General features: G+C 65.4%; 29 protein-coding genes. 1 reads left to right on the forward strand and 28 read right to left on the reverse strand.

Translation table 11 applies throughout. From position 1 onward, the window contains the following. Nucleotides 1-123: 123 nt before the first annotated feature. From ACQKQD_RS18555 to ACQKQD_RS18685, 27 genes are all read right to left on the reverse strand, one after another. Nucleotides 124-699 (reverse strand): hypothetical protein, encoded by a 576-nt coding sequence (locus ACQKQD_RS18555; RefSeq protein ID WP_427509158.1) that lies wholly within the window; start codon nucleotides 697-699, stop codon nucleotides 124-126. Next, nucleotides 696-968: a hypothetical protein gene (locus ACQKQD_RS18560; protein WP_427509159.1), complete on the reverse strand. Its 273-nt coding sequence runs from the start codon at nucleotides 966-968 to the stop codon at nucleotides 696-698. The genes ACQKQD_RS18555 and ACQKQD_RS18560 overlap by 4 nt, the downstream gene beginning before the upstream one ends. Nucleotides 969-982: 14 nt before the next feature. Next, nucleotides 983-1387, reverse strand: coding sequence for a hypothetical protein (locus ACQKQD_RS18565; protein ID WP_427509160.1), 405 nt, complete (start codon nucleotides 1385-1387; stop codon nucleotides 983-985). A 171-nt stretch (nucleotides 1388-1558) separates the two neighbouring features. Further along, on the reverse strand, nucleotides 1559-2065 hold the full coding sequence (locus ACQKQD_RS18570; protein ID WP_427509161.1) for a hypothetical protein: 507 nt from the start codon (nucleotides 2063-2065) through the stop codon (nucleotides 1559-1561). Between the two features lie 230 nt (nucleotides 2066-2295). Next, on the reverse strand, nucleotides 2296-3075 hold the full coding sequence (locus tag ACQKQD_RS18575; RefSeq protein ID WP_427509162.1) for a peptidoglycan recognition protein family protein: 780 nt from the start codon (nucleotides 3073-3075) through the stop codon (nucleotides 2296-2298). A gap of 2 nt (nucleotides 3076-3077) precedes the next feature. Further along, entirely contained in the window at nucleotides 3078-3242 is a 165-nt protein-coding gene (locus tag ACQKQD_RS18580; protein WP_427509163.1) for a hypothetical protein, read from the reverse strand. Next, nucleotides 3239-3805, reverse strand: a complete 567-nt coding sequence (locus ACQKQD_RS18585) for a lysozyme (RefSeq protein WP_427509164.1) — start codon at nucleotides 3803-3805, stop codon at nucleotides 3239-3241. Before ACQKQD_RS18585 ends, ACQKQD_RS18580 begins: the two co-directional genes overlap by 4 nt. An 11-nt stretch (nucleotides 3806-3816) precedes the next feature. Beyond that, entirely contained in the window at nucleotides 3817-4164 is a 348-nt protein-coding gene (locus ACQKQD_RS18590; RefSeq protein ID WP_427509165.1) for a hypothetical protein, read from the reverse strand. Next, nucleotides 4164-4640, reverse strand: coding sequence for an HNH endonuclease signature motif containing protein (locus ACQKQD_RS18595; protein ID WP_427509166.1), 477 nt, complete (start codon nucleotides 4638-4640; stop codon nucleotides 4164-4166). The genes ACQKQD_RS18590 and ACQKQD_RS18595 overlap by 1 nt, the downstream gene beginning before the upstream one ends. Before the next feature lie 40 nt (nucleotides 4641-4680). Further along, nucleotides 4681-5034, reverse strand: coding sequence for a hypothetical protein (locus ACQKQD_RS18600; RefSeq protein ID WP_427509167.1), 354 nt, complete (start codon nucleotides 5032-5034; stop codon nucleotides 4681-4683). Between the two features lie 10 nt (nucleotides 5035-5044). Further along, on the reverse strand, nucleotides 5045-5533 hold the full coding sequence (locus ACQKQD_RS18605; RefSeq protein WP_427509168.1) for a hypothetical protein: 489 nt from the start codon (nucleotides 5531-5533) through the stop codon (nucleotides 5045-5047). A gap of 10 nt (nucleotides 5534-5543) precedes the next feature. Next, nucleotides 5544-6161: a hypothetical protein gene (locus ACQKQD_RS18610; protein ID WP_427509169.1), complete on the reverse strand. Its 618-nt coding sequence runs from the start codon at nucleotides 6159-6161 to the stop codon at nucleotides 5544-5546. Nucleotides 6162-6166: 5 nt separating this feature from the next. Continuing rightward, nucleotides 6167-6796: a hypothetical protein gene (locus tag ACQKQD_RS18615; protein WP_427509170.1), complete on the reverse strand. Its 630-nt coding sequence runs from the start codon at nucleotides 6794-6796 to the stop codon at nucleotides 6167-6169. Continuing rightward, nucleotides 6793-7563, reverse strand: a complete 771-nt coding sequence (locus ACQKQD_RS18620; protein WP_427509171.1) for a hypothetical protein — start codon at nucleotides 7561-7563, stop codon at nucleotides 6793-6795. The genes ACQKQD_RS18615 and ACQKQD_RS18620 overlap by 4 nt, the downstream gene beginning before the upstream one ends. A 16-nt stretch (nucleotides 7564-7579) precedes the next feature. Further along, a complete protein-coding gene (locus ACQKQD_RS18625) occupies nucleotides 7580-8020 on the reverse strand; it encodes a hypothetical protein (RefSeq protein ID WP_427509172.1) in 441 nt (146 codons plus the stop codon). A gap of 9 nt (nucleotides 8021-8029) precedes the next feature. Next, nucleotides 8030-8944: a hypothetical protein gene (locus ACQKQD_RS18630; protein WP_427509173.1), complete on the reverse strand. Its 915-nt coding sequence runs from the start codon at nucleotides 8942-8944 to the stop codon at nucleotides 8030-8032. 15 nt (nucleotides 8945-8959) lie between these two features. Next, nucleotides 8960-10468 carry a GDSL-type esterase/lipase family protein gene (locus ACQKQD_RS18635; RefSeq protein ID WP_427509174.1) on the reverse strand — a complete coding sequence of 503 codons (1509 nt, stop codon included), beginning with the start codon at nucleotides 10466-10468 and terminating at the stop codon, nucleotides 8960-8962. A gap of 109 nt (nucleotides 10469-10577) precedes the next feature. After that, nucleotides 10578-12719, reverse strand: coding sequence for a hypothetical protein (locus ACQKQD_RS18640; RefSeq protein ID WP_427509175.1), 2142 nt, complete (start codon nucleotides 12717-12719; stop codon nucleotides 10578-10580). Further along, on the reverse strand, nucleotides 12716-13147 hold the full coding sequence (locus ACQKQD_RS18645; protein ID WP_427509176.1) for a hypothetical protein: 432 nt from the start codon (nucleotides 13145-13147) through the stop codon (nucleotides 12716-12718). Before ACQKQD_RS18645 ends, ACQKQD_RS18640 begins: the two co-directional genes overlap by 4 nt. Beyond that, complete coding sequence (locus ACQKQD_RS18650; protein ID WP_427509177.1) at nucleotides 13147-14082, reverse strand: hypothetical protein; 936 nt, start codon at nucleotides 14080-14082, stop codon at nucleotides 13147-13149. The genes ACQKQD_RS18645 and ACQKQD_RS18650 overlap by 1 nt, the downstream gene beginning before the upstream one ends. Nucleotides 14083-14092: 10 nt before the next feature. Next, entirely contained in the window at nucleotides 14093-14971 is an 879-nt protein-coding gene (locus tag ACQKQD_RS18655; RefSeq protein ID WP_427509178.1) for a DUF2612 domain-containing protein, read from the reverse strand. Between the two features lie 3 nt (nucleotides 14972-14974). Then, nucleotides 14975-16408, reverse strand: coding sequence for a baseplate J/gp47 family protein (locus tag ACQKQD_RS18660; protein ID WP_427509179.1), 1434 nt, complete (start codon nucleotides 16406-16408; stop codon nucleotides 14975-14977). Nucleotides 16409-16414: 6 nt separating this feature from the next. After that, complete coding sequence (locus tag ACQKQD_RS18665) at nucleotides 16415-16768, reverse strand: hypothetical protein (RefSeq protein WP_427509180.1); 354 nt, start codon at nucleotides 16766-16768, stop codon at nucleotides 16415-16417. A 3-nt stretch (nucleotides 16769-16771) separates the two neighbouring features. Beyond that, complete coding sequence (locus ACQKQD_RS18670; RefSeq protein WP_427509181.1) at nucleotides 16772-17470, reverse strand: hypothetical protein; 699 nt, start codon at nucleotides 17468-17470, stop codon at nucleotides 16772-16774. Further along, the gene (locus ACQKQD_RS18675; protein WP_427509182.1) at nucleotides 17467-18330 is read right to left on the reverse strand and encodes a baseplate hub protein; all 864 of its coding nucleotides are present in this window, start codon (nucleotides 18328-18330) and stop codon (nucleotides 17467-17469) included. Before ACQKQD_RS18675 ends, ACQKQD_RS18670 begins: the two co-directional genes overlap by 4 nt. Continuing rightward, a complete protein-coding gene (locus ACQKQD_RS18680; RefSeq protein ID WP_427509183.1) occupies nucleotides 18327-18635 on the reverse strand; it encodes a phage baseplate plug family protein in 309 nt (102 codons plus the stop codon). Before ACQKQD_RS18680 ends, ACQKQD_RS18675 begins: the two co-directional genes overlap by 4 nt. Before the next feature lie 3 nt (nucleotides 18636-18638). Then, a complete protein-coding gene (locus ACQKQD_RS18685) occupies nucleotides 18639-19562 on the reverse strand; it encodes a hypothetical protein (RefSeq protein WP_427509184.1) in 924 nt (307 codons plus the stop codon). 53 nt (nucleotides 19563-19615) lie between these two features. On the opposite strand from ACQKQD_RS18685, the gene ACQKQD_RS18690 reads away from it, so the two are divergent. Then, nucleotides 19616-19891, forward strand: coding sequence for a hypothetical protein (locus tag ACQKQD_RS18690; protein ID WP_427509185.1), 276 nt, complete (start codon nucleotides 19616-19618; stop codon nucleotides 19889-19891). A 3-nt stretch (nucleotides 19892-19894) separates the two neighbouring features. On the opposite strand, the gene ACQKQD_RS18695 is transcribed toward ACQKQD_RS18690, so the two are convergent. Beyond that, on the reverse strand, nucleotides 19895-22348 hold the full coding sequence (locus ACQKQD_RS18695) for a phage tail tip lysozyme (RefSeq protein ID WP_427509186.1): 2454 nt from the start codon (nucleotides 22346-22348) through the stop codon (nucleotides 19895-19897). Between the last annotated feature and the right edge of the window lie 47 nt (nucleotides 22349-22395).

Below are 22395 nucleotides of genomic sequence, written 5' to 3' on the forward strand. Positions count from 1 at the left end.
ACCGCCCGACAGAGTTGGGGCGACGCCTGATCAACCCCAAACGACGAAGCGGGCATCAAGCCCGCTTCTCAGCCATCAACCCCGAATGACGAATGACCGAAGATTGTCAGAGGCGCCTTGGGCCTACAGAGGCCCCGGCATCGTCGCAGAGTGGGCCGGGCTGGTCCCGACCTCTGACACCCGGTGCTTCAGCCAGTCCACGAGCGGATGGATGTCCGGCCGCAAGTGGATGATCCCGTAGCCGAGCACGAGGCTGATCCCGAAGGCCCAGGCCACCCTGCCCCATCGGGCGCGCGGCGGCTCCTTCGCCATGTCCTTCGGAGCGATCAGCGAGTAGCCGCATCCGAGTGAAATGACCCAGAGGAACCAACCATTTAGGTCGGAATTGACCATCCACGACGGCTGCCCGGCCATGCGCCAGAGCAGCAGCCAGATCGCACTCCCGCACACTCCGGTAAGGAACATCACCTGCCCCGTGACGCTCTGCTGAGCGGACACAGGCGACGGCCGTAGAACGATCTCTCGGAACGCCGGAAACCACGCGATGATCGCGGTGGCGCTGAACACGATCATGAAGACCCGAAGCCACTCGGTCTGAAGGTTCGTCGGCAGGAACGGCGCCACCAGCCAATACGACAGCGCCAGGGCCAATCCTACCCAGAGCGTCAGGCTTCGTCGGAAGCGAGCGGAAAGGGTCAATGTCGACGCTCCAAGAGCTTCAGGGCATCTATGGCAGCGGCGAGTCCCGGCTCCTGATCGGCGCGGTGCCGCTGTCGTTCGAGCCGTTGATCGCTGCGGCGGCGGATCTCACGGCGGGTGGCTTCGATCTTCTTCCGGTCCTCAATGGTCGAGGCAGCGACATCGCTGGCGACCTTCTGGGCCTGCTCGTGGGCTTCGACGCTCTCGGCGATGGCAGCCTCAAACCGCTCCAGTTTCGCCTTGATGCGCGTCGGATAGAGCCATGACATGAGCCACCTCCCGATCATGCAGCCCCCCGATCATGACGAACGAGGAGATTGACGACGGCATTGACCCCCGCATGGTGGTTGGCGACCGCGTGGCGCGTTTCGCTGATCTCTTTTGCGGTCTCGTGAGCTTGTTCTCGTAGGGCATCGGCTGCCGCCGCCTGGGCGGCCTGCATGCGCTCCAGCGTTGCCGTGAGGGCCAGGGTGGCGGTCTTCTGAGCGGACACCTCGCCGGTCGCCAGTTCCGTGAGCTTGCCGGTGCGCTCCCAAGAACGGACCAGCAGCCAGAACAGCCCGACGACGGCTACGACCAGCAGCGCGCAGACGACACCGAGCACCTTGTACTGGAAAAGGATGTCGGCGGCATCGACGGCCGCCTTGGTCGCCTCCGCCGTCTGAGCGAAGGCCTCCGTAATGAGCATCGTTCAGGCTTGCCGCAGGATGGTGTTCTGACACAGGGTGCAATCAGCCATGGCTGGCGCGGTCCTCATCGCGTTGGTTGTGGTCAGGGGGGACGGACGTCGGGCCACCACGCATGGCGTTCGACCCCCCGCTGCATCGCCTATTGCCGGGCGACGGCGGCTTGGATCAGGCTACTTGGCGATCAGACCGCGCTGGGTCAGGTCGTTGATCGCCGGCTGCAGGACGGTCTTGACGCTGGCGTGCTCGTCCAGCGGAAGCGCGCGGAAGATCATCTTGGCGATACCCTCGGCGCCACCGGCCTTGTCGACCACGCGCGCGGGGGTGGTGTTCACGACGTGCTGGACGCCCTCGGCGATCACGGCAGAGCCGACGGGTACGGTGAGCGTCTTGCCCTTCACGGCGCCAGCCACGGCATTGACGCCATAGTCAGCACCGGCCTGGATCGCAGACTGCACGCGCTGCCGAGACAGGAACAGAGCGGCCCACGGCGACACCTTAGCGACGCCAGCGGTGACGGCAGCGGCAGCGAGCGGTACGAGGACCGCCGACACCGGCTGCAGAACGGCTGTGATCCAGTCGCCCCAGGGCAGATCAACGGAGGTCTTGACGACCTCGGCGGCGAGCGCGGGCACGCAGGCGCAGACGAGCGCGAGCGCCGCGAGAACGATGCGGTTCATGGTAGTCTCTTTGTGTGGGGAGCCGGAGCCGCCGGCACGGACGCAAATGCCGAAACGGGTTACCCCGTAACGGAATGAAATCAGTGGGTTAGGCGCAACCTGTGCAATTTTTGCATGAGTTGGTCAGTAGCTCAGCGCGGCATAGGCCAGCAGGCAGACGGCCAGGAGCAGGGATCCGAGACCTATCGTCCAGCAGAACGCCTCTAACCCTGGAGGCGGCGCGCCGTGGTTCACGCCGCGGCCTTCATGGCGTCGATCGATGCCCATACGGCGGGACCAGCGATCCCATCCGCCACCAGCCCGTGAGCACGCTGCCAAGCCCGCACAGCCGCCTCGGTGGCCGGGCCATAGCTGCCGTCGCTCTTGACGCCGACGACCTTCTGCAGGGCTGCCACGTCATCGCCCTTGTCGCCACGACGGAGGGTCCGGCGCTTCTGGGCATCGGCCTTCGGGATAGGCGGGCGGACGATGCCGCCGTTCATGGTCGCCGCAACCTGAAGCCGGAAGGCATCCATGTCGATGCCGGCGGGGTCGATCTTGCGACCCTTGGGGAGGCAATATTCCCGGTGCGCCACGGCCATGATCGGATCGGCGCCGACGTGCTTCAGGACAGCCGCGCAGAGCCGCACGTAGGCGTCGAGCTGCACGCTTGGCCACGGCTCGCCGACACCCGTGTTCTCGGCCTCTACGCCGATCAGCTCGGAGTTGCCGGCCGTAACGCCGTGCCAGGAGCCGGCGCCTGCGTGGTAAGCCCTCCCCGCAGCGACGACGTAGCATGTCCCGTCGCGGCCGAGGGCGATGTTGCACAGGGGCCCAGCCAGATCGGGACGGCCATTGGTGACAACGCCGAGGCTCGGCATGTTACCAGCGGCAGGCCCCGCCGTGTGATGGCACAGGACGCCCTTCACGGTGCCCATGGCGCCATGCCCGCGGGTCTTCCAGCCAGGCTGCTCGGCAACCTTGAGGCCGGCGGCGCGGAGCACGTCAGCGAGCCATGTCGCGTTCGGCATGCTCAGTCCTCCACGCGGGTGCGGTCAGCCTTCGGTCGACGAGGCTTCTTGTCGCCCTGAACGCCGCCCTGGGCAGCCGGAAGCTCGTGGTCCGGGGTCGCTTCGTGCTCGGAGTGATCGCAGCCGCAGAGGCAGCCGTCGTGGGCATCGTGATCGGTGTCGCTCACGGCAAATCCTCGGGTCGGAGGTGATAGGCTTGGCGCTTCGTCGTGCGCGGATCGCCCGGCCAGTACGGCAGCGGGTCGAGCTGCCCGTAGTCGCCGCGCAGGAAGACCGCCTGCTCGAGGATCCGCCGCTTGCGCAGACCTTCTTGGCGCTGGCCGGCGAGGTTTGCATCGCAGTCGGGCCATGCCGCCGCGGCGTCGTTCAGCCGGCCGGCGTTGAGCAGACGCAGGATGTCAGGGCGCTCGTCGCCGGCCTCGCGGGGATCGACGGGCATGTAGCGGTTGCCTGACTGGTAGTGCAGGCTGAACAGGGCGTCGTACTGGTGCTGCTCAAGCGGCACGCGGATCCGCTTGTTGAGGCCGGGCTCGCGCGAGGCGATGTCCTTCCTGAGCAGCCGGAAGGCGTCGGGAACGGTGATCGTGTCGCCGACGCGCAGCGCCGGGCTGTTGGATCCGAACCCGATGGAGGGGTGGGGCCCATCGGAATAAGCAGTGAGCACCAAGGCCTCGCGGTTGGCGATGAACAGCACGCCGTTCCGCGAAACCGTGTAGAGCGCGCGATCCATCGCCACCGGCCTCAGTTGCCCGAGGGCGTGAAGGTCACGAGGCCCTTGCCGATCTCGTCGATCTTGGCGAGCGCGTCGGCCAGTTCGGCGTCAGAGGCAGCCTTGTCCTCCTTCTGCTGAGCAGCGCGGGCCGCAGCGACGGCAGCCGCAAGCTCGTTGCCCCGGTCGGTGGTGTAGGCGTTCACCTGGGCCTCAAGGGACTCCAGCTTGGCGAGCAGCGCGCTCTTGGTGTCGGACATGATCTTCTCCATGCGGGTGAGTTGGTCGGAGACGCGATAGAGCTGATGCTCCATGCGTCGGCTTCTGCCGCCGATGCTGCGCAGGCGCGCGAGGATCGGGACGAAGAGGGAGCGGCACATCACGGGGCGCCGACGTACTTGGCGTAGGCCGCAACCCAGTCGGTCGCGATGGCATGCTGCGCTTCCTCGACCGAGATCCGGCCGGCGCAGATCAACTTGTGGAGCCGGTTCTCCAGCGCGTCCTTCTGGTGCGCGCCCATCGGCTGGTTGTATGACTCTGGCCAGAGATTGGTGATGTCGTTCGACCCGCCCAACTCCAAGCTGATGACGTGGTCGATCTCCCAAGGGCCCTGCAGGTTGGTGCCGGGGAAGGTCGCCGAGGGGCCCACCATGCCGTAGCGGCGGAAGACGGCCAGCTTCTCCGATCCCGTGACGTGACGGACGGTGCTGGTCTTCGTGCCGCAGATCTCAGCTTTCGATGTCGTCCTCACAGCGCCCGGCGTGAGCACCGGATCGGGCTCGGTGCCGTCGCTGGCGGCATAGGCAGGGGTGGAGAGCGCGCAGGCGAGCGCCAGCGCCGCGAGGATGCGATGCATGAGGGGTCCTGAAGTTAGGAAGTGCGGCGGCCTGGAGGCTCTAACGGTGGGCGGTAACTCGCCACGAGATCGACTGAGACACATTGATCAGCGAGCCTGACGTGAAGCCGATCGCTACTTGGTTCTGCGCCGGCACATAGTGCCACGCGATGTTGATGCCTTGAGGGAGCGCGGAATTCGGCTGGATCGTGACATCCTCACCGGCCGCTAGGACGTCACCGGCCACGACGGGCGTGACAGTCAGCGTCATCGTCTGCGTGCCGCCGAGCGCGATGGCGAAGGCCGTCGAAGTCGTGCCCGTGAACTTGGCGTGAGGGCCGCTGATCGTATCCCCGGCCTGGAGCTGCTGCGGCAGCCCATCCCCGCCGATGACGACAGGCTTGCGAAGCACCATCGCTTAAGCCTCAGAGCAGGATCGGGACTTCGATGTCGACTTCAAGCTCGGTCGCCGACAGGGCCGAGCCGACGCAGACGTTGACCTGCCCAGTCGTGGTCGGCGCCGTCGCTGTCAGCTTGCCGGGATTGGTCGCGTCGAGGAAGTAGAAGGTCCCGAAAGCGAGCCCGCCGGAGGTGCCGGCGACCGCATCCCACTGAGCCGTTGAGCCTGTCAGGATGCCGCCCTGCGCCACGCTGCCGTTGGCGCCAGCTGCGATCGACGCATCGTACACGAGGCCGATCAGCTTCGACGTGGCCTTGGCGTTCGCCTGGCCGCGCTTCACCGCCGTGCCCGACGAGGCGTAGACCGGCGTGCCGAACGGGAGGGCGGTCGCGGTCTCACCGTTGGACGCGCTGCGCAGCGACGGCGCGTTGGTCGGCGCCGAGATGCTGTCGCCCGACTGGAGCTGCTGCGGGAGGCCATCGTCACCGATGACGAGCGGCTTGCGCTGAACCATGCTTGTCTCCTCAGAGAATGATGGGTGTAGAGGGCTCAACCACGAGGGTCTGCGGGGACGTCGCGAGGCCGACGCGGGCCACGCACTGCGTGTCGAGGCGCGGCGAAGCGGTCAGGCCGCCTTCAGGGCCGACGAAGTACAGTTCGCCGACGTTCAGCGAGATCGCGCCTGTCAGGGCGGACCAGTCCGGCAGGGTGATCGCGCCGTGCGCGGGTTGGCTCGCGAAGCCCTGCGCGGTGTCGGCCGAGGCGACGCCTGCGACGAAGGCCAGCGTGTAGGTGTCGGCCCTTGCCGGCAGAAGTTGCCCAGAAGCGCGAGAAACGGCCACTGGCTGGCCTTGGATGAGATCGGTCCCCGCTACCACCGGAACGCCGAAGATCTCGCCCACAGGCCGCCGCATTGCGAACTGCGCGGTGAGGTAGGCCATCAGGTCATCCGCCGAAGCGAACCCTGACCCGTCCTCGTGCGTGTAGTTCACCCACTTGTCGTTCACGAGGTATTCGGACCCGTGCAGGACCCGGATCCCGATGCCGATCGGCGTCACGTCTGCCGTCAGGCTGCCGGCCGTGAACGAGTCCCGATAGCCCGCGATGTAGAGGGCATTGGTATCGAAGAAGACGGTGGGCATTGCCGCTAGACCGCGCTGAGTGGCGTCACGAAAAGCGTCTGAGGGGTCAGAACGGCCGGCACCGTCGAGGTGACCATGATGGTGGCGCCGTTGTCGAGGAAGCCCTTGCCCGGAAAGGCCTGGAACAGCTCGTCGACGAGATCTGGCGTACCGGCCGCCTTCATCAGGGTCCGCGGCCGCGTGGAACTGGGACCGCTCACGGTCGGGATCACGAGGTCCGTCGTGAAGGATCCCCCGGCGATGGAGGTCAGCACCGATCCCCTGGCCCGGATCAGATAGCTGTCGCCGCTGGCACGGGCGTTCAGAGTGCTCCCATCGGGAGACAGGAACACGAACCCTGCGAAGGGCCCGCGCAGGCTGTCAGTGTTGGTGACGGGCGCCGCCAGCGTGAATGCGGCCGGCACACCCGGTGTCAGTGTGATCGGGGTCGCGTTGACCTCGTCGTACCTGATCGAGCCATAGTCACCCGGCGCGCCCTGAGGGCCAAGATCGCCTTTCTGCCCCGCCGGCCCGATCGGACCCAGAGCCACGGATCGAACCATAGCCGGGGCGACCGGCGACGGCACCCGCAGCACCGGCACGGCGAACGGCGCGTTGCCCCGCAGGTTCGGCGGCTGGTACGGCCCACCGCTCACGGCGTCAGCCCCACGACGCTACCGTGCGCCCAAAGCTGCGTCGTCCCGTTGATGAGGCGCCGCAACTGGTAGGTCGCGCCGCTCGGCGGGATGCTCGCGCTCTGCGCCTTGGTGTAGTTCCACTGCACCGTGCCGGTGGCGAGGTTGATGGGCAGAGCGTTGGAGCCGTCATCCGAGCGCACCGAGATCGGCGTGCTCGCGCCCGTCACGGTCAGAACGAAGGTCGACCCGGTCAGGTCGGTCGGGGCGCTGTCGAGGCCGTACCCCCAGGTCTTCGGGGGTGTGTCGTCGCCCTGCCAGACGGCGAAGCTGTCCTGCGCTGGGATGGAGAGCGGCATCGGATCCGCAGCAGCAAACTGCACCGCTCTCAGCGATGGGGTCAGGTTCACGGGCCCCTCCGCAACGGTGTAGGGATTGCCCATCGGGTCGATCACGATTGCCTGTTGCCAATAGGGGCGAGGCTGGAGCCCGATGGTGTCCGAGTAGGTCAGCGAGAACCGAAGGCTGGAGCCCCCGTCCACCGTCACGATGTTGAGGTTCGCACCTGTGGCCTTCATCACCGCGATGTTCGGCGGCGTGTAACTCGTGCTCAGCAGGCCGAGGAACGCGGGGTTCGGGGGCACACCCAAAAGCCACTGAGCGTCCCAACCGGTCAGATCCTTGCCTGGGACATCGATCGCGAAGTCCTTTGCGTCGCCGAGCGGAAACGCGACGACGTCCTGCCGAACGCCTGCCGTTGAAGATGCTGGCCGCCAGCCGCCCGCCATGAACTGAGACCTTCCCTCAAGCCGGGTGATTGATGGTGGCCGAGGAGACCGTGACCTGCTGGCCCGATGAGATGGCGGTCGCGCCAATGACGACGTCCGTGCCCGAGGTCCCGACCGTCAGGCCGCCCGTGTGGATCGTGCCGGCGTTGGTGATGATTGCGGCGTTGGCGGCCGTCCCCGAGCCGGACGCCGTCGCGCTCTGAGCGGACGAGATCAGCGTCAGGGTACGGCCAGACACCGAGATGCCGCCGGTCGGAAGCGGGATGATCGCCAGCACGCCCGTGGTCGAACTGGTTACGCTGGCGGTGCCCTGAGTGTTCACGAACGACGAGGTGCCGATCACGAGGCTCGGAGCCGACGCCGTGCCGGTCGAGGCCGCGTAGGTCTTGCCCTGCATGCCATCGGCCACGACCTGAAGCCGCTGCGTCGCCGCAGCGGTGATGTAACTGACCGCCATCGTTTGCTCCTAGTGGGGTAGGCGTCCGGTAAGGGCGATGGACGCAGGAAAGGCCCCGGCCTGAGTGATCGGGCTGGGGAACTGGCCGGTCAGGGCGACATCCGGGACCGGATAAACGCGAGAGGCGACGGCAGCCGCGTCCGTGGCTTCGCTCGCCGCCAGCGCGGCATAGAGCGTGACGATGTCGCCGAGGCCGACCGCGGCGGCCGCCATGTCGATCGGCTCGCCCGTGTTCAGAGCCGCCATGAACGCGGCGACACCGACGACCTGGGCTCCGTCCCGAGCCTCCGAGGAGGTCATGGCCGCTGTCGTGCCGATGACGGCAGAGACCGCGGCTCCATCTGCCGCTTCCTGCGCTGCGACTGCGACCGTGAGTTGCCCGGCGAGCGCTACGGCGATGGTGTCGGAGGCCTCGGTCGCAGAGAGAGCGACGAGGCTTGCCGCGGCGACGACTGCCGCAGCCGCATCGCGCGCCTCTGTGGCGGCCAGCGAAGCCTGGCTGATGCCCCCGCCCGAGATCGCGGCGGTGTCGGGGTTCTCCGTGGCGCCGAGCGCAGCGCTGACATTGGTCGCGGCGGCTATGGCCGCGACGTCCGGGCCTTCCGCTGCCGCCATCGTGACGGCGCTGATGTTGCCGATCGCCACCGAAGCGGCATCGGGCGCCTCGGTGGCTCCTAGGCTGAGGGTCGTGCCGGCCGCAGTCGAGAGCGCGGCGGCGTCCAGAGCTTCCGTCGCCGCTAGTGTGGCCGTCGCCCCCGTCTGAGCGGTCGTGACGGTGGGCGAAGCTGCCGCGGTCGAGTAATTTGCGGGGGCACTCTGGCGCGTGAGCTGATAGCTCTGCGCATCCGTCGTTGTCGGCTGGACCGTCCCGACTGTGGTTGCTGTGGCCGGGATCGCCTTATTGGAAAGGGCGTAGGTCTTCATGTCGACCCGCCGTCCTTAAGCGTTCCAGGCTACAGCGCCGGACGGCGGCGTATAGACGAAGGCCGAGTCGCCGAAGTTTGCGGTCGTACCAGTCAGGGGCGAGACGTTGAGCATGGTCGCGCCGACGAAGATCGGGCCAGCCGTGGTCATCGCCGCGACATTGACGACTGAGCCCCAGGCGCTGTTCTTCGCGAACCGCACCGTGCCGGCGTCGATGTTGAGGTCGGCGCTGAGGATGTCGCCGACAGCGAAGTTGCCTAACCCGGTATTGTTCGGTCCCGCGTTGTACAGGACGGATGATCCGTTGGACCACATGCCGACCGACTTGTTGGTCTGACCAAGGTAATTACTGACCGGCTCGGTGCCTAGCGCGAAACCGACCAGCAGCCCCTGGTTGTTGGACGAGGTAGCCTCGACCTTCCATTCGACGTAGCGTCGGCCCGACGATTTGGACGTATCGCAGCGGATCGTTCCGTTGGTCGATCCGGCGGTCGAGGCGCGATCCACGCGCGTCGCCGAGGTCTTGGTGACGGACGGGTCCTTGTCGGCCGCGTTCCATTGGACGGTGGTTGCGCCGCCCGCTGATGCGACGCTCGCAGACACCGCGGCGGTATCAACCCGCTCCGTCGCAGCAAGGCTCATAGCCTGCGCTATCAAGCCAGCGGCGTTGATAGCTGCGGTGTCGATCGCTTCCGTTGCGGCGAGGCTCAGGCTTTGCGGGGCCGGGGCCGCTCCTGTGACAGCCGTGGCGATGGCCTGCCCTAGGATCGTGGCGAGCGCGGCAGTCGGGTGGATGCCGTCCTGATAGTAGGTGGTGCTGTTCGGATCGGTGGCCTCTGGAACCCCGGCCAGATCCACGATGCCGTCAGCGAAACTGGCGTAGTTCGCCTTGAGCCACGTGTTGTAGGAGACCCGCTGCGCGTCGGCGGCCGAGGTCCAGCCGGCAGAGGCCGTGCCCTGAGGGAGCACCGTCGAGACGAAGCAGATGAAGCCCGCGGCCTTGGCCTGCGCGATGATCCCCTGGCAGTTCGTGCGGCAGGTCGCATCGCTGGTGCCGGCCCGGAGATCCGCGCCGCCGCCTTCCAGCAGGTACGTGTTCAGGCTGCCGGCGCTGTAGCGCCCGGCGTTCCCGGACGATCCCCACGACGAGTTGATATTGGCGAGCGTGTCGCCGTCGCTGCCGCTGTTGAAGATCGGCAACCCGCTGATCGAAGAGAACTGCGCCAGCATGTTCTGGGTCGTCGGGCTGGGCAGCCCGTACCCGCGCATGATGCTGTCGCCGTCGCCGAGAACGCCCGTGGTTGCGTTGACCGCGGCCGTCACGCTGATCGTGTCCTTGCGGCCGGAGATGAGCCCGGTAGCGGTGTCGTAGACTAGATACGCGACGTTGTAGGTGGTGCCGGCCGTCAGAGTGCCGGCGCGAGAGATGACACCCGTGCCGCTGTCGATTGAAAACGAGCCATTGTCGCCCCCTCCTAATGTGGTCGCAGTGCTGCCTGTCGGCAGCAGATAGACGAGGGCCATTCCCGCACTCAGTTCGAGAATAAGGTGAGACGACGACAGGCGTCGGGGCTGCTAGCGATGATCGCCATTTGCCTGCTCTAAACGATAGGACGCACGTGATGCCGGGCGCCTAGTTCGCGCATTCAAGATCGCCGGTCAGGATCGTCTGCGAATTGGCGCTTTGCGGGGTCGAGCCGTCGTAATTGTAGATGTAGGCAGACGGATCACCTGAGCCAATGCGGCCTTGCACGCTGAACCCAGTCGCGGCGTCGTAGCCGGACAGGGTCGTATTGCGGTAGGGGGTGCAGGGGAGCGATGCCTTGATGTACCCCGTTCCGCCCGTGACCTGCACAGTCAGCCGGATGCCAAGGATTTCGCGCCCGAAGCGACGATAGTCTGCGCTCGCGGTCGCAGTAGTGGCAGCGGTTGTCCCTCGGGCAACGGTCGGCGTGTAGGCGGTTCGAACCTGATTGACGGTGAAGCCGGTGTTCCCGATCGGGTAGCCCTGATCATCGGTGACGTTAATCGTAGCGCCGGGCTCCCAGGACGGGAAGGTTTCGCCACTCTCAGTGTTGTACTTCGCCACGACGTTGCGCGTGCTAGGCTGTGCGCCGCCGCGAGCGACGAGACCGGCTGTCGCTGACATGGTGCCGAAGCGATTGGCACGGCTGGATGAGGGCAAACCCCAGCGCCCCCCCAGCAGATCAACCGCTATGCCAGTGCTTCCGTCGCGATCGGCACGGGTAAAGATGAACTCATTCGTGTCTGCGTTGCCAACCTCAAACCCGGTTCCCTGTTGCGTCAGGGTAAGGACATTAAGCCACTGACTTGAATTTGTATCAAGCCACGGTGAGCCGGCCCCAATCACCACGCCTTTCGCAGCAAGGCTCGGCGTGCCCTGTTGGGTGACCCGCAGCTTCCATTCGTTCTGTGAAGTGTCTAAGAACGAGGTAGAGGCGTTGCCGCAGTTTCCGACTATGATTGTGACGCCGGTCGTGCCGCCGATGCTGGCGGGGGCGATCGAGAGTGCTTCATTCAGAACATAATCGTGCCCGCCAGCCTTGATCACGATGTTCGAGACTGAGCCGCCCGCGATCGTCACGTCGGCCGTGGCGCCCCCGCTATCTGCGCCGGCAGCACTGACTAGGGGGACGTTGGTGTAAGTGCCATTCGTCCCACCGGAGCCGACCGTGTACGATGACCACACAGTGCCGGTAAGCTGACCCGTTACGAGTGGGCCCTTGGCCTCGTCCACGTCGATATCAACGCCCGGACCGGTGCTGTTCCGAACCATGATGTCGATCTTTGAGTTCTTCAGCCCGCGCACGTAGAGGCCCGTTTTGGCACGGCCGTTAGCGTTCAGGGTGAAGTCCTGCAGGCCGACAGCGGTCACCGGAACCTGCGGAGTAGTGGCCCGCAGGTCGAGCATGATGGCGCCGACCGCGCCGGTCCACTTCAATTCGGTGCCGGCGATGCCGAAGGCGCCCGAGCCCTGGCCGGCGACCTTGACCTTGGAGAGGTTGGAGCCGCGCAAGGGCGTTGCACAATTAGCGACGCCAGGAGGGGGGACGAAAGTGCCGCCACCGGCTCCGATCAGATAGGCGAAAGCTGCGTTGATAGCTGGGCACACATCGGCGCTGGCGGCCCAAGGAAGCCCATCGCCTACACTGGCAAAATCGTCATAGGTTGCGACAATCGCCCGGAACTTGGAAACGAGCGGGCTGGTCGTGGGATTGGCGAGGGCTGTGAGACTGACGGCCGCTCCGCTCGGCAGCGTAACGCTCGCCCCACCGACAGGCCCTGTCGCGCCACCAGCGCCAATCTGGAGGGCATACGGCTGAGAAGTGAACTGGCCGCTTTGGTAGGTGCCGAGGGTGGGGCCGCCCGGGACCAGCAAAGCGCCAGTGCTCTGGTCCAGTCCCGGCAACGCGAGCGTCCTACCACCCACGCGGCTATAGAGGCCGACGCTGGTCGTCCAGATGTCGCCATTGGCTGGGACGGATGGCGACGTGCCCGGCTGCAGCGTCAGGCCCGCCGCGTTCACGGTGGACGGGGCAGTCTGCAGCTTGCCCTGCATCGTCCCGCCGGCAGGATTGAGCGGCGCGAACGTCAGCCGATCCTGCTTGGAGGAAAACGCGTCGTTCCACTGCTTCGCGGTCGGAACCTGCCCGTAGCTGAAGTTGGGTGACGACTGCGCCAGAGCCCCGCTGGGGGCAGCCGCCAGCAGCGCCGCGCCGAGGACAGCGGCTAGTCGCTTCATCATGATGGTCACGCCGCGATCTTGGCCGCTTCGACGAATAGCTCGTCGACTTGAGCCGACGTCAGCTTCAGGGTCTTGCTCAGGCTGGCGACGTAGGGGTTCGACCGCTCCCAAGCCTGGGCATCGGCAAACCAGATCGCGACCTCGCCGCTTGCCGCCTGAACGGCCGCGGTGACGTCATCGAGGAGCGTCTTGCCCAAGGCAGATCCGGGCGTGCGCAGAAGCTGGATCTTGGCCTGAGCCTTGCTAACGGAAGCCGGCACTGGCGGCTTGGACGCTTCCGCCGCAGCGGCGTCATACCCTTTTAGGTCCACGTCCGGCGCCACATCGTAGCTGACGAGCGCATTCGTTTTGGGGTCGCGAACCTCAAAAAGAGAGATCGCGCCCAGGGCATGGAGTGCAGCTTCATTGCCGTACTGGGTCGCATCGATGCGTTGCATCAGGTCGGCTCCACTTCGTCAATGTCAAACAGAGACGGATTGGGCGTCGGCAGCCCCGAAAGATCCGACCCATTCGCTCCGAATATTGCACTCCAAGCAAGGTTATCATCGCGCTTAAACGCTATCGATAAAGTGCAGGCTCCTGCTGGGATACCAGAGATCCGAAATCTCGGCGAGTTTCCCCCGGAACCGGCCGCGCCGCCGCCGCTCACAAGAAATGTTGAGTTGTTGATCTTGTCATCATAGAACGTCGCCCCGCTGCCTGCTGAGGTAACTATTGCCCTGACCGTCACGGCGCCGTTCCCTTGCCCGGGAATTACCGGGCTGTGAACGTAAAAGCTGCCCTGAATACGAAGAACGGAAGTTGGGCTTCTTTTGACAAAGCTTAGACCTGGGACAACGGTGTATAATACTCCTGCCCCCTGAGCGTTGCTCACCGATGTCCTCTGATTTGTCGGCAAGGGAACCGTGTTGAAGGGCGATTTTGCCGCCTGCGCGCCGGTCTGAGCGCTCGCGCTTGAGCTGGTCAGGATCGCGATCCACCCCGTCGGATTGGTCCCGTCAGGGTTGGTTGTGTTCCCATCCGCCGTGTTGAGCCACAGTAGGCCCGCAGTCGTCGACTGAAGGATGGCCCCGACGGGATAGCCGCTGACCGCTGTTGAGAACGTGCTATCGTATGGGACCGTACCACCAGCGGCCTGCCAGCGGTTCCACGCCGTGATCTGAGCAAGAATGCCGTTGAAGTCCTGCCCGGACGGCGGGATGCCGCCAGATCCGACCGCCGTGAAACAGATCGGCGGGAACCCGTCCGCTAGCGATGCCGCGCCAGCCGTGATCCCCTGCTGCGACGCAGTCGGGATGTTGCGGATGTAGCCATTTCCAGCGGAATTGCCCCACGGCACGGGGAATTTCGCCGGGATTTGATTTGCCTGCATCGCTCTCGGCTCAAGCTTGGATGGAGATGGAGGAGGCGACGCCCGTAGGTTTGGGCAGCACGCCGGAGTTCTGGACGATGGCGAGATCGATCGGCGTCGGCTGGAACCGGAACACGATCTGGTATTGCATCGTCGGAATAGTCTGACCGTTGTAAAAAGCGGCCTGACCGAATGGGGCGGTATTGCCGGCCTCAGAGAAGCCGAAGAACGTCGGAGCCATGCCCTCTTGGACATAGACGTTGCCACGCCCCGGATAGATGCTCAGCAGGATCTTGTTGAGCGTCGGGATTGAGCCGTCCGCGATGTTGGCTCTGGCCTTGGCGTAGATCAGGCGGCGGTATTGCTCATCGGAGAGCGTGTAGTTGCTGGTGAGCTGACCGCCAGGATAGAAGGCGCCAGCGCCACTATCCGGGTTGACGCCTTGGAACAGCTTCGTGAAGGCGAACGTGCCGCTGCCGAAGGATGATTGATCCGCGGCCTCTGAGAAGCCAAGCGAGGGGGTGTACCCCGCGAACTGCGCATCACCGAAGGGCAACGATCCCGGCAGCGCCTCGACGAACCCGAACCACCCGACATTGACGATTTGCAGGACCCGGTTAACGCCGACGATGCGTCCCCAGATATCCAAACCGTATCCGGCGGCGGTGTTCAGGTTCCAGATGTTGTCATGGAATGCGTCAAAGTTCTCAGTCTGGTCCAGGGCGTCGAAGAACGTCTCAATCAGCCCCACAATGCGGTCGCTGTTGGCGTACTGATTGAGGATCGTCTCTCGCCAGTCGAACGCCGGCAGCGTCCCTAGGGGAGCAACGCCGATCGCACCGATGCCGACAGCGTTGGACCCCGCACCCGGCGGTTCCGGGTACGGCCAGTTGTTGACGTCTCCGCTCATGCGCTACGCCAGCGTGACCGTGATGTCGGAGGCCGAGACGGTCGGGATCTGGTTCAGGTTCATCTGCACCCGATCTTGGCTGGCGACGGCAGCGATCATCGCCTCGGTGCCGACCGTCTGGCTGGAGGAGACCGTGTAGGTGCCGGCGCCGCCCGTACCGGTGCCGAGCGCGATGATGGATGTCCCCTCAACAAGGGCGCCGGTCGCGTCGTCGATGACCTGCCCCACCGCGAGAGCACCGCTCGTCACCGAGGCGACGGTAAGCACGTTCCCAGAGATGGATCCGACGAAGCTGGCCGACGGCGTGTTGATCGACCCGATCTTGATCTCGACGATCTTCGCCCAACTCCCGAGAGCGGCAACGGTTGGGTAGAAGCGTGAGGCGAACACCGTGCTGGCGATGCGTGCCCTAGGGCCACCGTCGAGGCCGGCGAAGGCGGCGATGATGGCGTTCTGCACCTGGATCGCGGCATCGGCCGGCACGCCCGCGCTGTTGGCGAGGATGACCGAGAAGTAGACGCTGGTAGCGCTCGGCCGGGTGAAGCTGACCGAATAGGTCGGGTACGGCAGGACGTAGCCGCTCTGCGTGTCTTGGATCTGAACGGACGTGTTGCCGTTCAGGGTGGTGCCAGGCGCCTTGCGGGTCCAAATCGCTCGGGCGATATCCGCGGCCGCGCCGCCTGTCACGGCGACATAGAGGCTATTCGGGGCCAGTGACACGCCACCGATGACCTGCGGGCTGTTCGCGCTGTTCTCGGTCACGAAGGCATCGGTGACGCCATCCACGTTCAGCACGGCGCCGAGAACGGACGGGATGGAGCCCAGAGAGTTCTGAGCCACCGCGAGGCGACGCCGCGCCTCAAAGGCCGTGCGGCTTTCCACGAGCGTGCCAGGTACGCCATCGGCCGGGTTCGTGATCGTGTCCCAGCCGGGGATCGCCTGATAGATCGTCGTCAGCGTGCCGGCCGGGCACGGGATGGGGCCGACTGCCTGATTGGCGAACGTCAGCGTCATCGTGCCGGTGGCGTCGAACGTGCCGGGCTGCGTGCAGATATAGGTGTTGCCGGAGGCATCCTGCGCGAGGGCGCCATACGGGATCGTCACACCCTGAGCGCCGATGACCGTGCATTGAACGGTGGTCGGCTGCGCGGGGTTGCGCTCGATGAAGTAGATGCGCCCGATGCCGTCCTGCATGCGGCCCTGCGAGAAGGCCGGGTCCACCTGTGAGGTGTAGAACAGGAACATGTCCATCACCGCCCCGATGATGGCGGTGTCGGACATCGCGAGCTGGCCTTGCGGGCTTACCAGATCCGGATTGAGATTGCCCCCGAAGACCTTCTGGAAGTCCGCAATGCGCCCGGCGAGGATGTCGCTCTCTAAGGGCGCGATGAAGCCGCCCGTCCCGAAGGTGGGCGCCGGAACGCTTGAGGATGTCATGCTACCTCAGAAGCCCGTCGCTGAGACCTGGCCAGACGCATCCTGGATCTGCACCTGACCCGTGAGGCGGCGATCCGCAAAGCCGGTGAAGAAGGCGCGGGCCTTGACGATGCCCGGGACAAGAAGAGCCGCGCCCTCAAGGTACGTCCGCATCAGCGAGACCGGCGGGTAGTGGCCGAGGATCTGCTCCCAATAGGGAACACCGCGGCTCCTGTCGTACCAAACCTCGCCCGCGAAAGTCCGCATGGATGAGGCGGCATCCTGCGCTTGCGCGTAGGGCTCGGTGGCGACGGCGATGTTTCCCGACACGTCGAGGGCGAGGTCCCAGCCGGATTGGTCCAGAAGCAGCGTGGAGGCCATCGGCTACGTCCCTGGATTTGGCGCGGGGCTGGTACCGTGAATATGGCTTTGCAGGGAGACCTGATCCGAGCCACCCTGCCCCGCCACGATGTCGCCGGGCGCGGTCAGCTTGCCGTTCTTGTCGATCTTCACGCCGTTGAGGTTCCAGCCGTCGGACTGGTTTGACACGAGCTTGTTGCCGTTGCGGTCCTGGATGGTCATCCCGCCGCCGCCGTCGGCATCGTCGAACCGGATGAACTGCTTTACCTCCTGCGCCTCGCGCGGGAGCACCTTCCCGAACACCGCATCCGACATATTGGACCGGCGATTTGAGCCCGGATTGGCTTCCTTCCAATCGTTGGCCTGCGACGAGGAGTGGTCCCGATCCAGAACCGAGAAGGTGGCAGTGTCGCCGACGTTCGGGTCGTTGACGATGACGCTGTCGCCGGACTGATTGCGCGGGACTGGAACGCCGTAGATCGTGCCGTGCGAAGTCGCCTTGCCGGCACCGTCCGTCATCTTCACGACGGGCTGGATATCGACCGTGCAGGGCTTGGTGAGGCTGTTACGGTTGTAGACCTTCACGACCTTGGCGATGAAGTGAAACCGCTTCTCGCCCATGATCTGGTCGATCTGGGTGTCGTGCTGATTGTACTGCGACGTCGAACCCGTAATCGGGTTCTGGCCGACGATGCTGTCGCTATTGCTTGCGCCGCCGCTCATGGCCGACCCTGCACGCCTACCGACGTCGTCGAGAGAACCTGAAACCAGCGGCCGTTCGGGATCTCAGCGTCCAGCGCCATCGCTATCGAGATAATGGTCCACTTCCCGCAGGCCGGCTTGATCGCGCTCTTCACCTCAATGGTCCCGGCGTACTTGACCTGCGGGTTGAACAGCGTCGTCACCTCAACGCCCGACTGAGTAAAGGCAGGGTAGCCGACCATCTCGGGCGGCTGGATCACGGGCGCCTCGCCCTTCCGCGACTTGCCCGCGGGCCAGATGGCGAGCGTGCCGTTGTCGATCACCCACCCGATGCCGGCCATCTGCGCCAGCGCCTTCATCTGCGAGCGTGGGTTCCCCGGCAGGTACGGGTTCATTACCTTGGCATCGACGCCGTTGTTTTCAAACTGAAGCCCGACCTGTTTGGCGGCCTGCTCCATGGTCTTGGCGACGTCGGCCGAGCCCTTCACGCTGATCGGCTCGTTGGGAGCCCCCGCCTCGTACAGGCCAGCGTGGGCCGAGATCCGGAAGCAGACCTGAGGCATGCCGCGCATGTCGGCATAGGCGAGGCTGATCGTGCCTTGGAACACCACCGTGGGCTGTTGGCCATCCTCGTAGGCCTTCACCACTACGGTGTTCTTGTCCATCAGGTTGACCTGGGTCCCCAGCGTGGTGAGCTGGTTCATCAGCGACAGTGGCAGGCCGTAGATAGCTGCCTCCATCTGCCCCATGTCGGAGCCGCCGGGCTTGACGATGTCGACCGTCGCGCGGTGGCCGGCGATCTGAGCGGTGTTGCCGCCCTTGCCGAAGTTGCCGTTCTTCAGGGTCAGCGTGAAGTCGAGGTGCTTGGCCTTGAAGCTCATGCGGCGGCCAGCTCGCTCGCTTCGACGTAGGCAAGCTGAAATCGCGTCCCAAGGCCGGCGTACGTCGGGTCGTCGGTTCCCTGCGTGTCGATGAAGACCAGATCGCCGGCAAAGCCGAGATAGGTCGACCGCACCAGCAGATTGCGATCCAGTGCCGGCGTCCCGGCGATGACCAGCACGCTAGAGACGTACAGGTCCACGAACAAGCCGTAGGCCTTCTGGTAGACGTTGATCTGACACGCCTGATTGGCCAGCGTGACGGTAATGGCTTGGTTCGGCTCGGCCTGGATCGGGATGATCTGCATGGCTTAGGGCGACACCCCGAACATGCTGTACTGATCCGGTCCCGCAGCCTGCAGACCGCTGATGGTCGAGGAGGAATATGGAACGGCCGCGGTCACGGACGGGGAAAGCTCAGTCGCACCTGAAAGCGGAGTTCCCTGCGGCGTCGCACCGATCACCGTGCCCTCAATAGGCGTCGCCGTGACCGAAGCACCGAGCGTCGTCGCCGTCGCGTTCGTGCCCGTCAGTTCGGTGGCTACCGTGTTGGGGGCGCTCGGCGTTAGGGTGGCGGTCGCGTTGGGCTGCGAGCCGATATCGGTCGCCTGAACGGCTCCGCTGTTCGTCTGGTCGGCCCCGGAGGGGCTGGCGGTCTCACCGACGCCGCCATTCGCGCTCGGCGTGTCGGTCCCACTCGCATCCGCGCCGCCAGCCGCGCCCGTCTGACTGGAGGCGACCTGCCGAACCTGCCGGCACCAGACGGAGACGACGAGAAGGCCCAAGCCGTTCTGCGCCGTCCGCCGGTAGTCAAGGTGGACCAGATTGACCGGCGTGTAGACGGCCTCGGGGCTGACCGCGTCGTAGAAATTTAGGTCGCCGACGATACCGCGCAGGCTGTTCAGGAGGGCCGTGCGGTTGGCTTCCGAGCCGCCGGCCGTGAACACCAGCCGGACATCGTAGGGGATCGTGACCTTGTTGTAGCTCTCGAACTGACCGCCCTCGACGGGATAATCTGAGATCGCCCAGTCCGCCTTGTGGTCGAACGCGGCGACGTTGTCACAGACGACGACGGGGCGACCCTGACGGAAGATGCCCCACTGCGTGCCGAGGGAGCCGAACAGCGGCAGGCCGAGAGCATCTGCGGCGACGAGGGCAATGCCGGCACCGACGCCGCCCGCAAAAGCGACCGCCGGGACGCCGTCGACATCAGGGACGTTCACGAGTTCAGGCACGTTCCAGTTCCGTTCCCCTCGACGGACGCGAAGACGCGAACCATTTTTTTGTGATGAACCGGTTGCTCGCTGCCGTAGCGCTGTGCGCGCTCGCCTCTTCTGCCTCGTCGCAGATCAGTCCAGACGTGAAGTCGATGATCTCGGCTTATGATGTGGCGGACCAAGAGTGTCGGGGCAGTCCCGATGCCGATGCCGCCTGCTATCGTCGCACCGACATTGGCCAGGATCTTAACAAGATCGGTTGGTGCTACGGCAAGCGCGGGCAAGGCCGGGCCGACTTTGAGTGGCATCGCTGCACCACCCGGTCGCTTCGGGCGCACGCTGAGTAGGAGTCAGGCCCTCGCGTAGTTCGCAGCAGCCGCGAAGGCATGCCGCTGAAGCGCAGGCTTAATATCCCGGGCGATCCCACTGGCGTCGGTCGCGGCCGTCTGGATGTGGATGGCCCCGATGTTGTTCTCGACGCTGGAGGTAGAGCGGTTGTCGTTGGCCGTGTTCGAAACCGTGGCAGCCTGAGCCGCGCGGGCTTGATCAATCGCAGCCATTGCGCCGGCCTTCTGAGCCTGAAGTGCCGAGACCTTCGCCGGGTCTCCGCCGTAGGGCGCCGCGTTCGACTTGTAGTCGTCCGGGAGCTGGAAGTGGGGAATATCCTTGAACCCCTTCCAGTTGCCGCCCCACTCGACGGGCACGCCGGCTTCCTTCGACGCCTTGCCGATCGCCTCGTTGATCTTGGCATACTTCGCGGCGTCAAGATTGCCAACCGCGGGATCCCCATCGGCGCGCAGATCCACGGCGCGGCCTGTGAGGTGCTTGCTGTTCATAGTCTTGGACCAGCCTCGGCGCACCATATCGGCTTGCCTTTCCACGGAGCGCAGTCCTTCGTGAACGTGGAACTTGACCTCCGAGATCTCCTGAGCGCGCTTGATGACTCGCATCAGGTCGCCGTTCACGCCCTTGCCGTCGGTTGGCTCCGGTGAGCCGTCGTCCTTGCCGCCCGTCGCAGCCTGCTTCGTTGCGCCGACGAGCTTGTCCATGGCGGCGGCCGTCTTCCCGGTCCAGTCGTCCTGTCCGGTCCTCGGGTTATAGTTCTCCGCGCGCTCAAACATCGAAGCGCCCGTAGCAGCCTCGGCATTGGTCTGCGCACTGTTGAGCTGCCGTAGCGCCTTCCCTTCGGGACCTTTCAGCTCCTTCAGCGCATAGTCGATCTGCGCGTCAAAGTCGGTGTTGCCGTTGATACCGGGCTTGCGCGAGCCGAGCCACTGGCCGATGCCAAAGGCGCCGCTCTTCGGGTTTACGGATGCTGGACCCTGAGGGGCTTCGACAGCAGCCCACCGTGCGACAAGCGCACGCGCGCCAATCTCCGACACGCCGCCGGCCTTCAGCCGATCAATAGCATGCTGCTGTCGCTCGGGCGTCCACCAGCTCCCGACGCCAGACTTCCCACTATACGGCTTCAGCGATGCGCGCCGATGCACTCCGTCGCCGCCACCGAAGAAACTCTTCGTTCGGTTCCACTGCCGACGCAGCCAAGGGCGGGCCCCACCCTCGCGGCCATACAGGTCCATGGTCGGGCGCTCGGTGGCGCCTCCGGTCGCCGGATCAACACCAGCAGCGCCGTCGCGTCCGAGAACCTTCGGCAGTTGATCCGCTGTAGCGAGTGCGGCAGCGCCACCCAGCGCCCCAAGCCCAAGGAGCGCAGCGCCAAATGGACCGAGGCCCAGCAGGGCGAGCCGCACGCCAGCGATCTGCAGCAGCAGCGGGGCGAACAGCGCCGCCATCTTGCTCGCGGCCCAGAGCGCGAAGAACGCCTCTGCTACGACCTTCCAGCCACCGACCGCCTTGGCTGCGTCGTCGGCGCCTCTGATGAACCCGCGGATCCCGGAAAGGATTGAGTTCCAATCGATGCTCTTCAGCCAGTCCGCAAACTCGCGGACCTTGGCGACGATCTCGGTCTTGATCCAATCCTGGTTGGCGGTGACCCACTCCCGCATCCGCTCAATGAGGTCGGTGACGGTCGGCGTGATGGCCGTCAGGATCGTGCGACCGAAACCCTCTGAAGTCTGCCGCAGGCTCTCCAGCGAGGTCTCAAGCTTCTGGGCGGCCTCAGTGTCTTCTTTGCGGACGATGCCGATCCGGCGGCTCTCGGCCAGCGCCTTGTTGTAAGCCTCACGCCCTTTAACCAGCAGGGCGGCGGTATCGCGATCAACTCCAGCCTGCTTCAGCAAATAGGTGGCGAAGGGTACGCCCGACTTGTCGGCGATGTTCTTGGCGTTCTCAGCCAGATCGCCGAACGTCTCCGACAGCTCCTTGTTGAGGTTGATCTGCTTCCCGCCCAGGCCCTGGAGCCGGTAAAGGAACGGCAGGATCGACGAGTTGCCGGTGACCTTGATCTCGTTGATGCTGTCGGCCAGCCGCTCAAACGAGCCTGCCGCGGCAGTGGCCGAGCCGCCGTTGCGTGCGACCGCGTTGCCGAGCGACGAGATCACGTCGGGGGTGGAGCCGACCGACTTGGCGAGCCGCCCGAGAGCCGCGTCCGCCGAGGTCACGTCAGCGACGAAATCCTTGATCGCCCGGCCGGCTGTGAAGACCGCGAACAGCTTGAGAGCGTTGCGAGCGAGGCGGTCCACGGCCTCAGCCGCGCCGTCCATGCTCTTCTCGATGCCCGCGCCGTGCTTCTGCGCCTGCTCGCGCGTCTTGGCGATGGAGGCGGCGGCTTCCTTCTGTCCCTTGGTGAAGCCAGACGGGTCGAGGCCCAGCGAGACGATCAGGCTGTCGATGACGGTGGCCATAGGCTAGCCCTGCTTCGGCGCCATCACGCGCTGATTTTGCGCGTCGA

It is taken from the genome of Methylobacterium sp. NPDC080182 (assembly GCF_050281105.1).
In the GTDB taxonomy this organism is placed as follows: Bacteria; Pseudomonadota; Alphaproteobacteria; order Rhizobiales; family Beijerinckiaceae; genus Methylobacterium.

Bases quoted from the DNA above. Each gene is read 5' to 3' on its own strand.
- ACQKQD_RS18600 (WP_427509167.1), bottom strand. From the start codon at position 5,034: ATGGTGCTTCGCAAGCCTGTCGTCATCGGCGGGGATGGGCTGCCGCAG.
- ACQKQD_RS18565 (WP_427509160.1), bottom strand. From the start codon at position 1,387: ATGCTCATTACGGAGGCCTTCGCTCAGACGGCGGAGGCGACCAAGGCG.
- ACQKQD_RS18695 (WP_427509186.1), bottom strand. From the start codon at position 22,348: ATGGCCACCGTCATCGACAGCCTGATCGTCTCGCTGGGCCTCGACCCG.
- ACQKQD_RS18680 (WP_427509183.1), bottom strand. From the start codon at position 18,635: ATGCAGATCATCCCGATCCAGGCCGAGCCGAACCAAGCCATTACCGTC.
- ACQKQD_RS18625 (WP_427509172.1), bottom strand. From the start codon at position 8,020: ATGGCGGTCAGTTACATCACCGCTGCGGCGACGCAGCGGCTTCAGGTC.
- ACQKQD_RS18570 (WP_427509161.1), bottom strand. From the start codon at position 2,065: ATGAACCGCATCGTTCTCGCGGCGCTCGCGCTCGTCTGCGCCTGCGTG.
- ACQKQD_RS18635 (WP_427509174.1), bottom strand. From the start codon at position 10,468: ATGGCCCTCGTCTATCTGCTGCCGACAGGCAGCACTGCGACCACATTA.
- ACQKQD_RS18675 (WP_427509182.1), bottom strand. From the start codon at position 18,330: ATGAGCTTCAAGGCCAAGCACCTCGACTTCACGCTGACCCTGAAGAAC.
- ACQKQD_RS18630 (WP_427509173.1), bottom strand. From the start codon at position 8,944: ATGAAGACCTACGCCCTTTCCAATAAGGCGATCCCGGCCACAGCAACC.
- ACQKQD_RS18660 (WP_427509179.1), bottom strand. From the start codon at position 16,408: ATGACATCCTCAAGCGTTCCGGCGCCCACCTTCGGGACGGGCGGCTTC.
- ACQKQD_RS18645 (WP_427509176.1), bottom strand. From the start codon at position 13,147: ATGCAACGCATCGATGCGACCCAGTACGGCAATGAAGCTGCACTCCAT.
- ACQKQD_RS18560 (WP_427509159.1), bottom strand. From the start codon at position 968: ATGTCATGGCTCTATCCGACGCGCATCAAGGCGAAACTGGAGCGGTTT.
- ACQKQD_RS18655 (WP_427509178.1), bottom strand. From the start codon at position 14,971: ATGAGCGGAGACGTCAACAACTGGCCGTACCCGGAACCGCCGGGTGCG.
- ACQKQD_RS18605 (WP_427509168.1), bottom strand. From the start codon at position 5,533: ATGGTTCAGCGCAAGCCGCTCGTCATCGGTGACGATGGCCTCCCGCAG.
- ACQKQD_RS18665 (WP_427509180.1), bottom strand. From the start codon at position 16,768: ATGGCCTCCACGCTGCTTCTGGACCAATCCGGCTGGGACCTCGCCCTC.
- ACQKQD_RS18690 (WP_427509185.1), top strand. From the start codon at position 19,616: ATGAACCGGTTGCTCGCTGCCGTAGCGCTGTGCGCGCTCGCCTCTTCT.
- ACQKQD_RS18575 (WP_427509162.1), bottom strand. From the start codon at position 3,075: ATGCCGAACGCGACATGGCTCGCTGACGTGCTCCGCGCCGCCGGCCTC.
- ACQKQD_RS18585 (WP_427509164.1), bottom strand. From the start codon at position 3,805: ATGGATCGCGCGCTCTACACGGTTTCGCGGAACGGCGTGCTGTTCATC.
- ACQKQD_RS18595 (WP_427509166.1), bottom strand. From the start codon at position 4,640: ATGCATCGCATCCTCGCGGCGCTGGCGCTCGCCTGCGCGCTCTCCACC.
- ACQKQD_RS18590 (WP_427509165.1), bottom strand. From the start codon at position 4,164: ATGTGCCGCTCCCTCTTCGTCCCGATCCTCGCGCGCCTGCGCAGCATC.
- ACQKQD_RS18620 (WP_427509171.1), bottom strand. From the start codon at position 7,563: ATGGCGGGCGGCTGGCGGCCAGCATCTTCAACGGCAGGCGTTCGGCAG.
- ACQKQD_RS18650 (WP_427509177.1), bottom strand. From the start codon at position 14,082: ATGCAGGCAAATCAAATCCCGGCGAAATTCCCCGTGCCGTGGGGCAAT.
- ACQKQD_RS18610 (WP_427509169.1), bottom strand. From the start codon at position 6,161: ATGCCCACCGTCTTCTTCGATACCAATGCCCTCTACATCGCGGGCTAT.
- ACQKQD_RS18670 (WP_427509181.1), bottom strand. From the start codon at position 17,470: ATGAGCGGCGGCGCAAGCAATAGCGACAGCATCGTCGGCCAGAACCCG.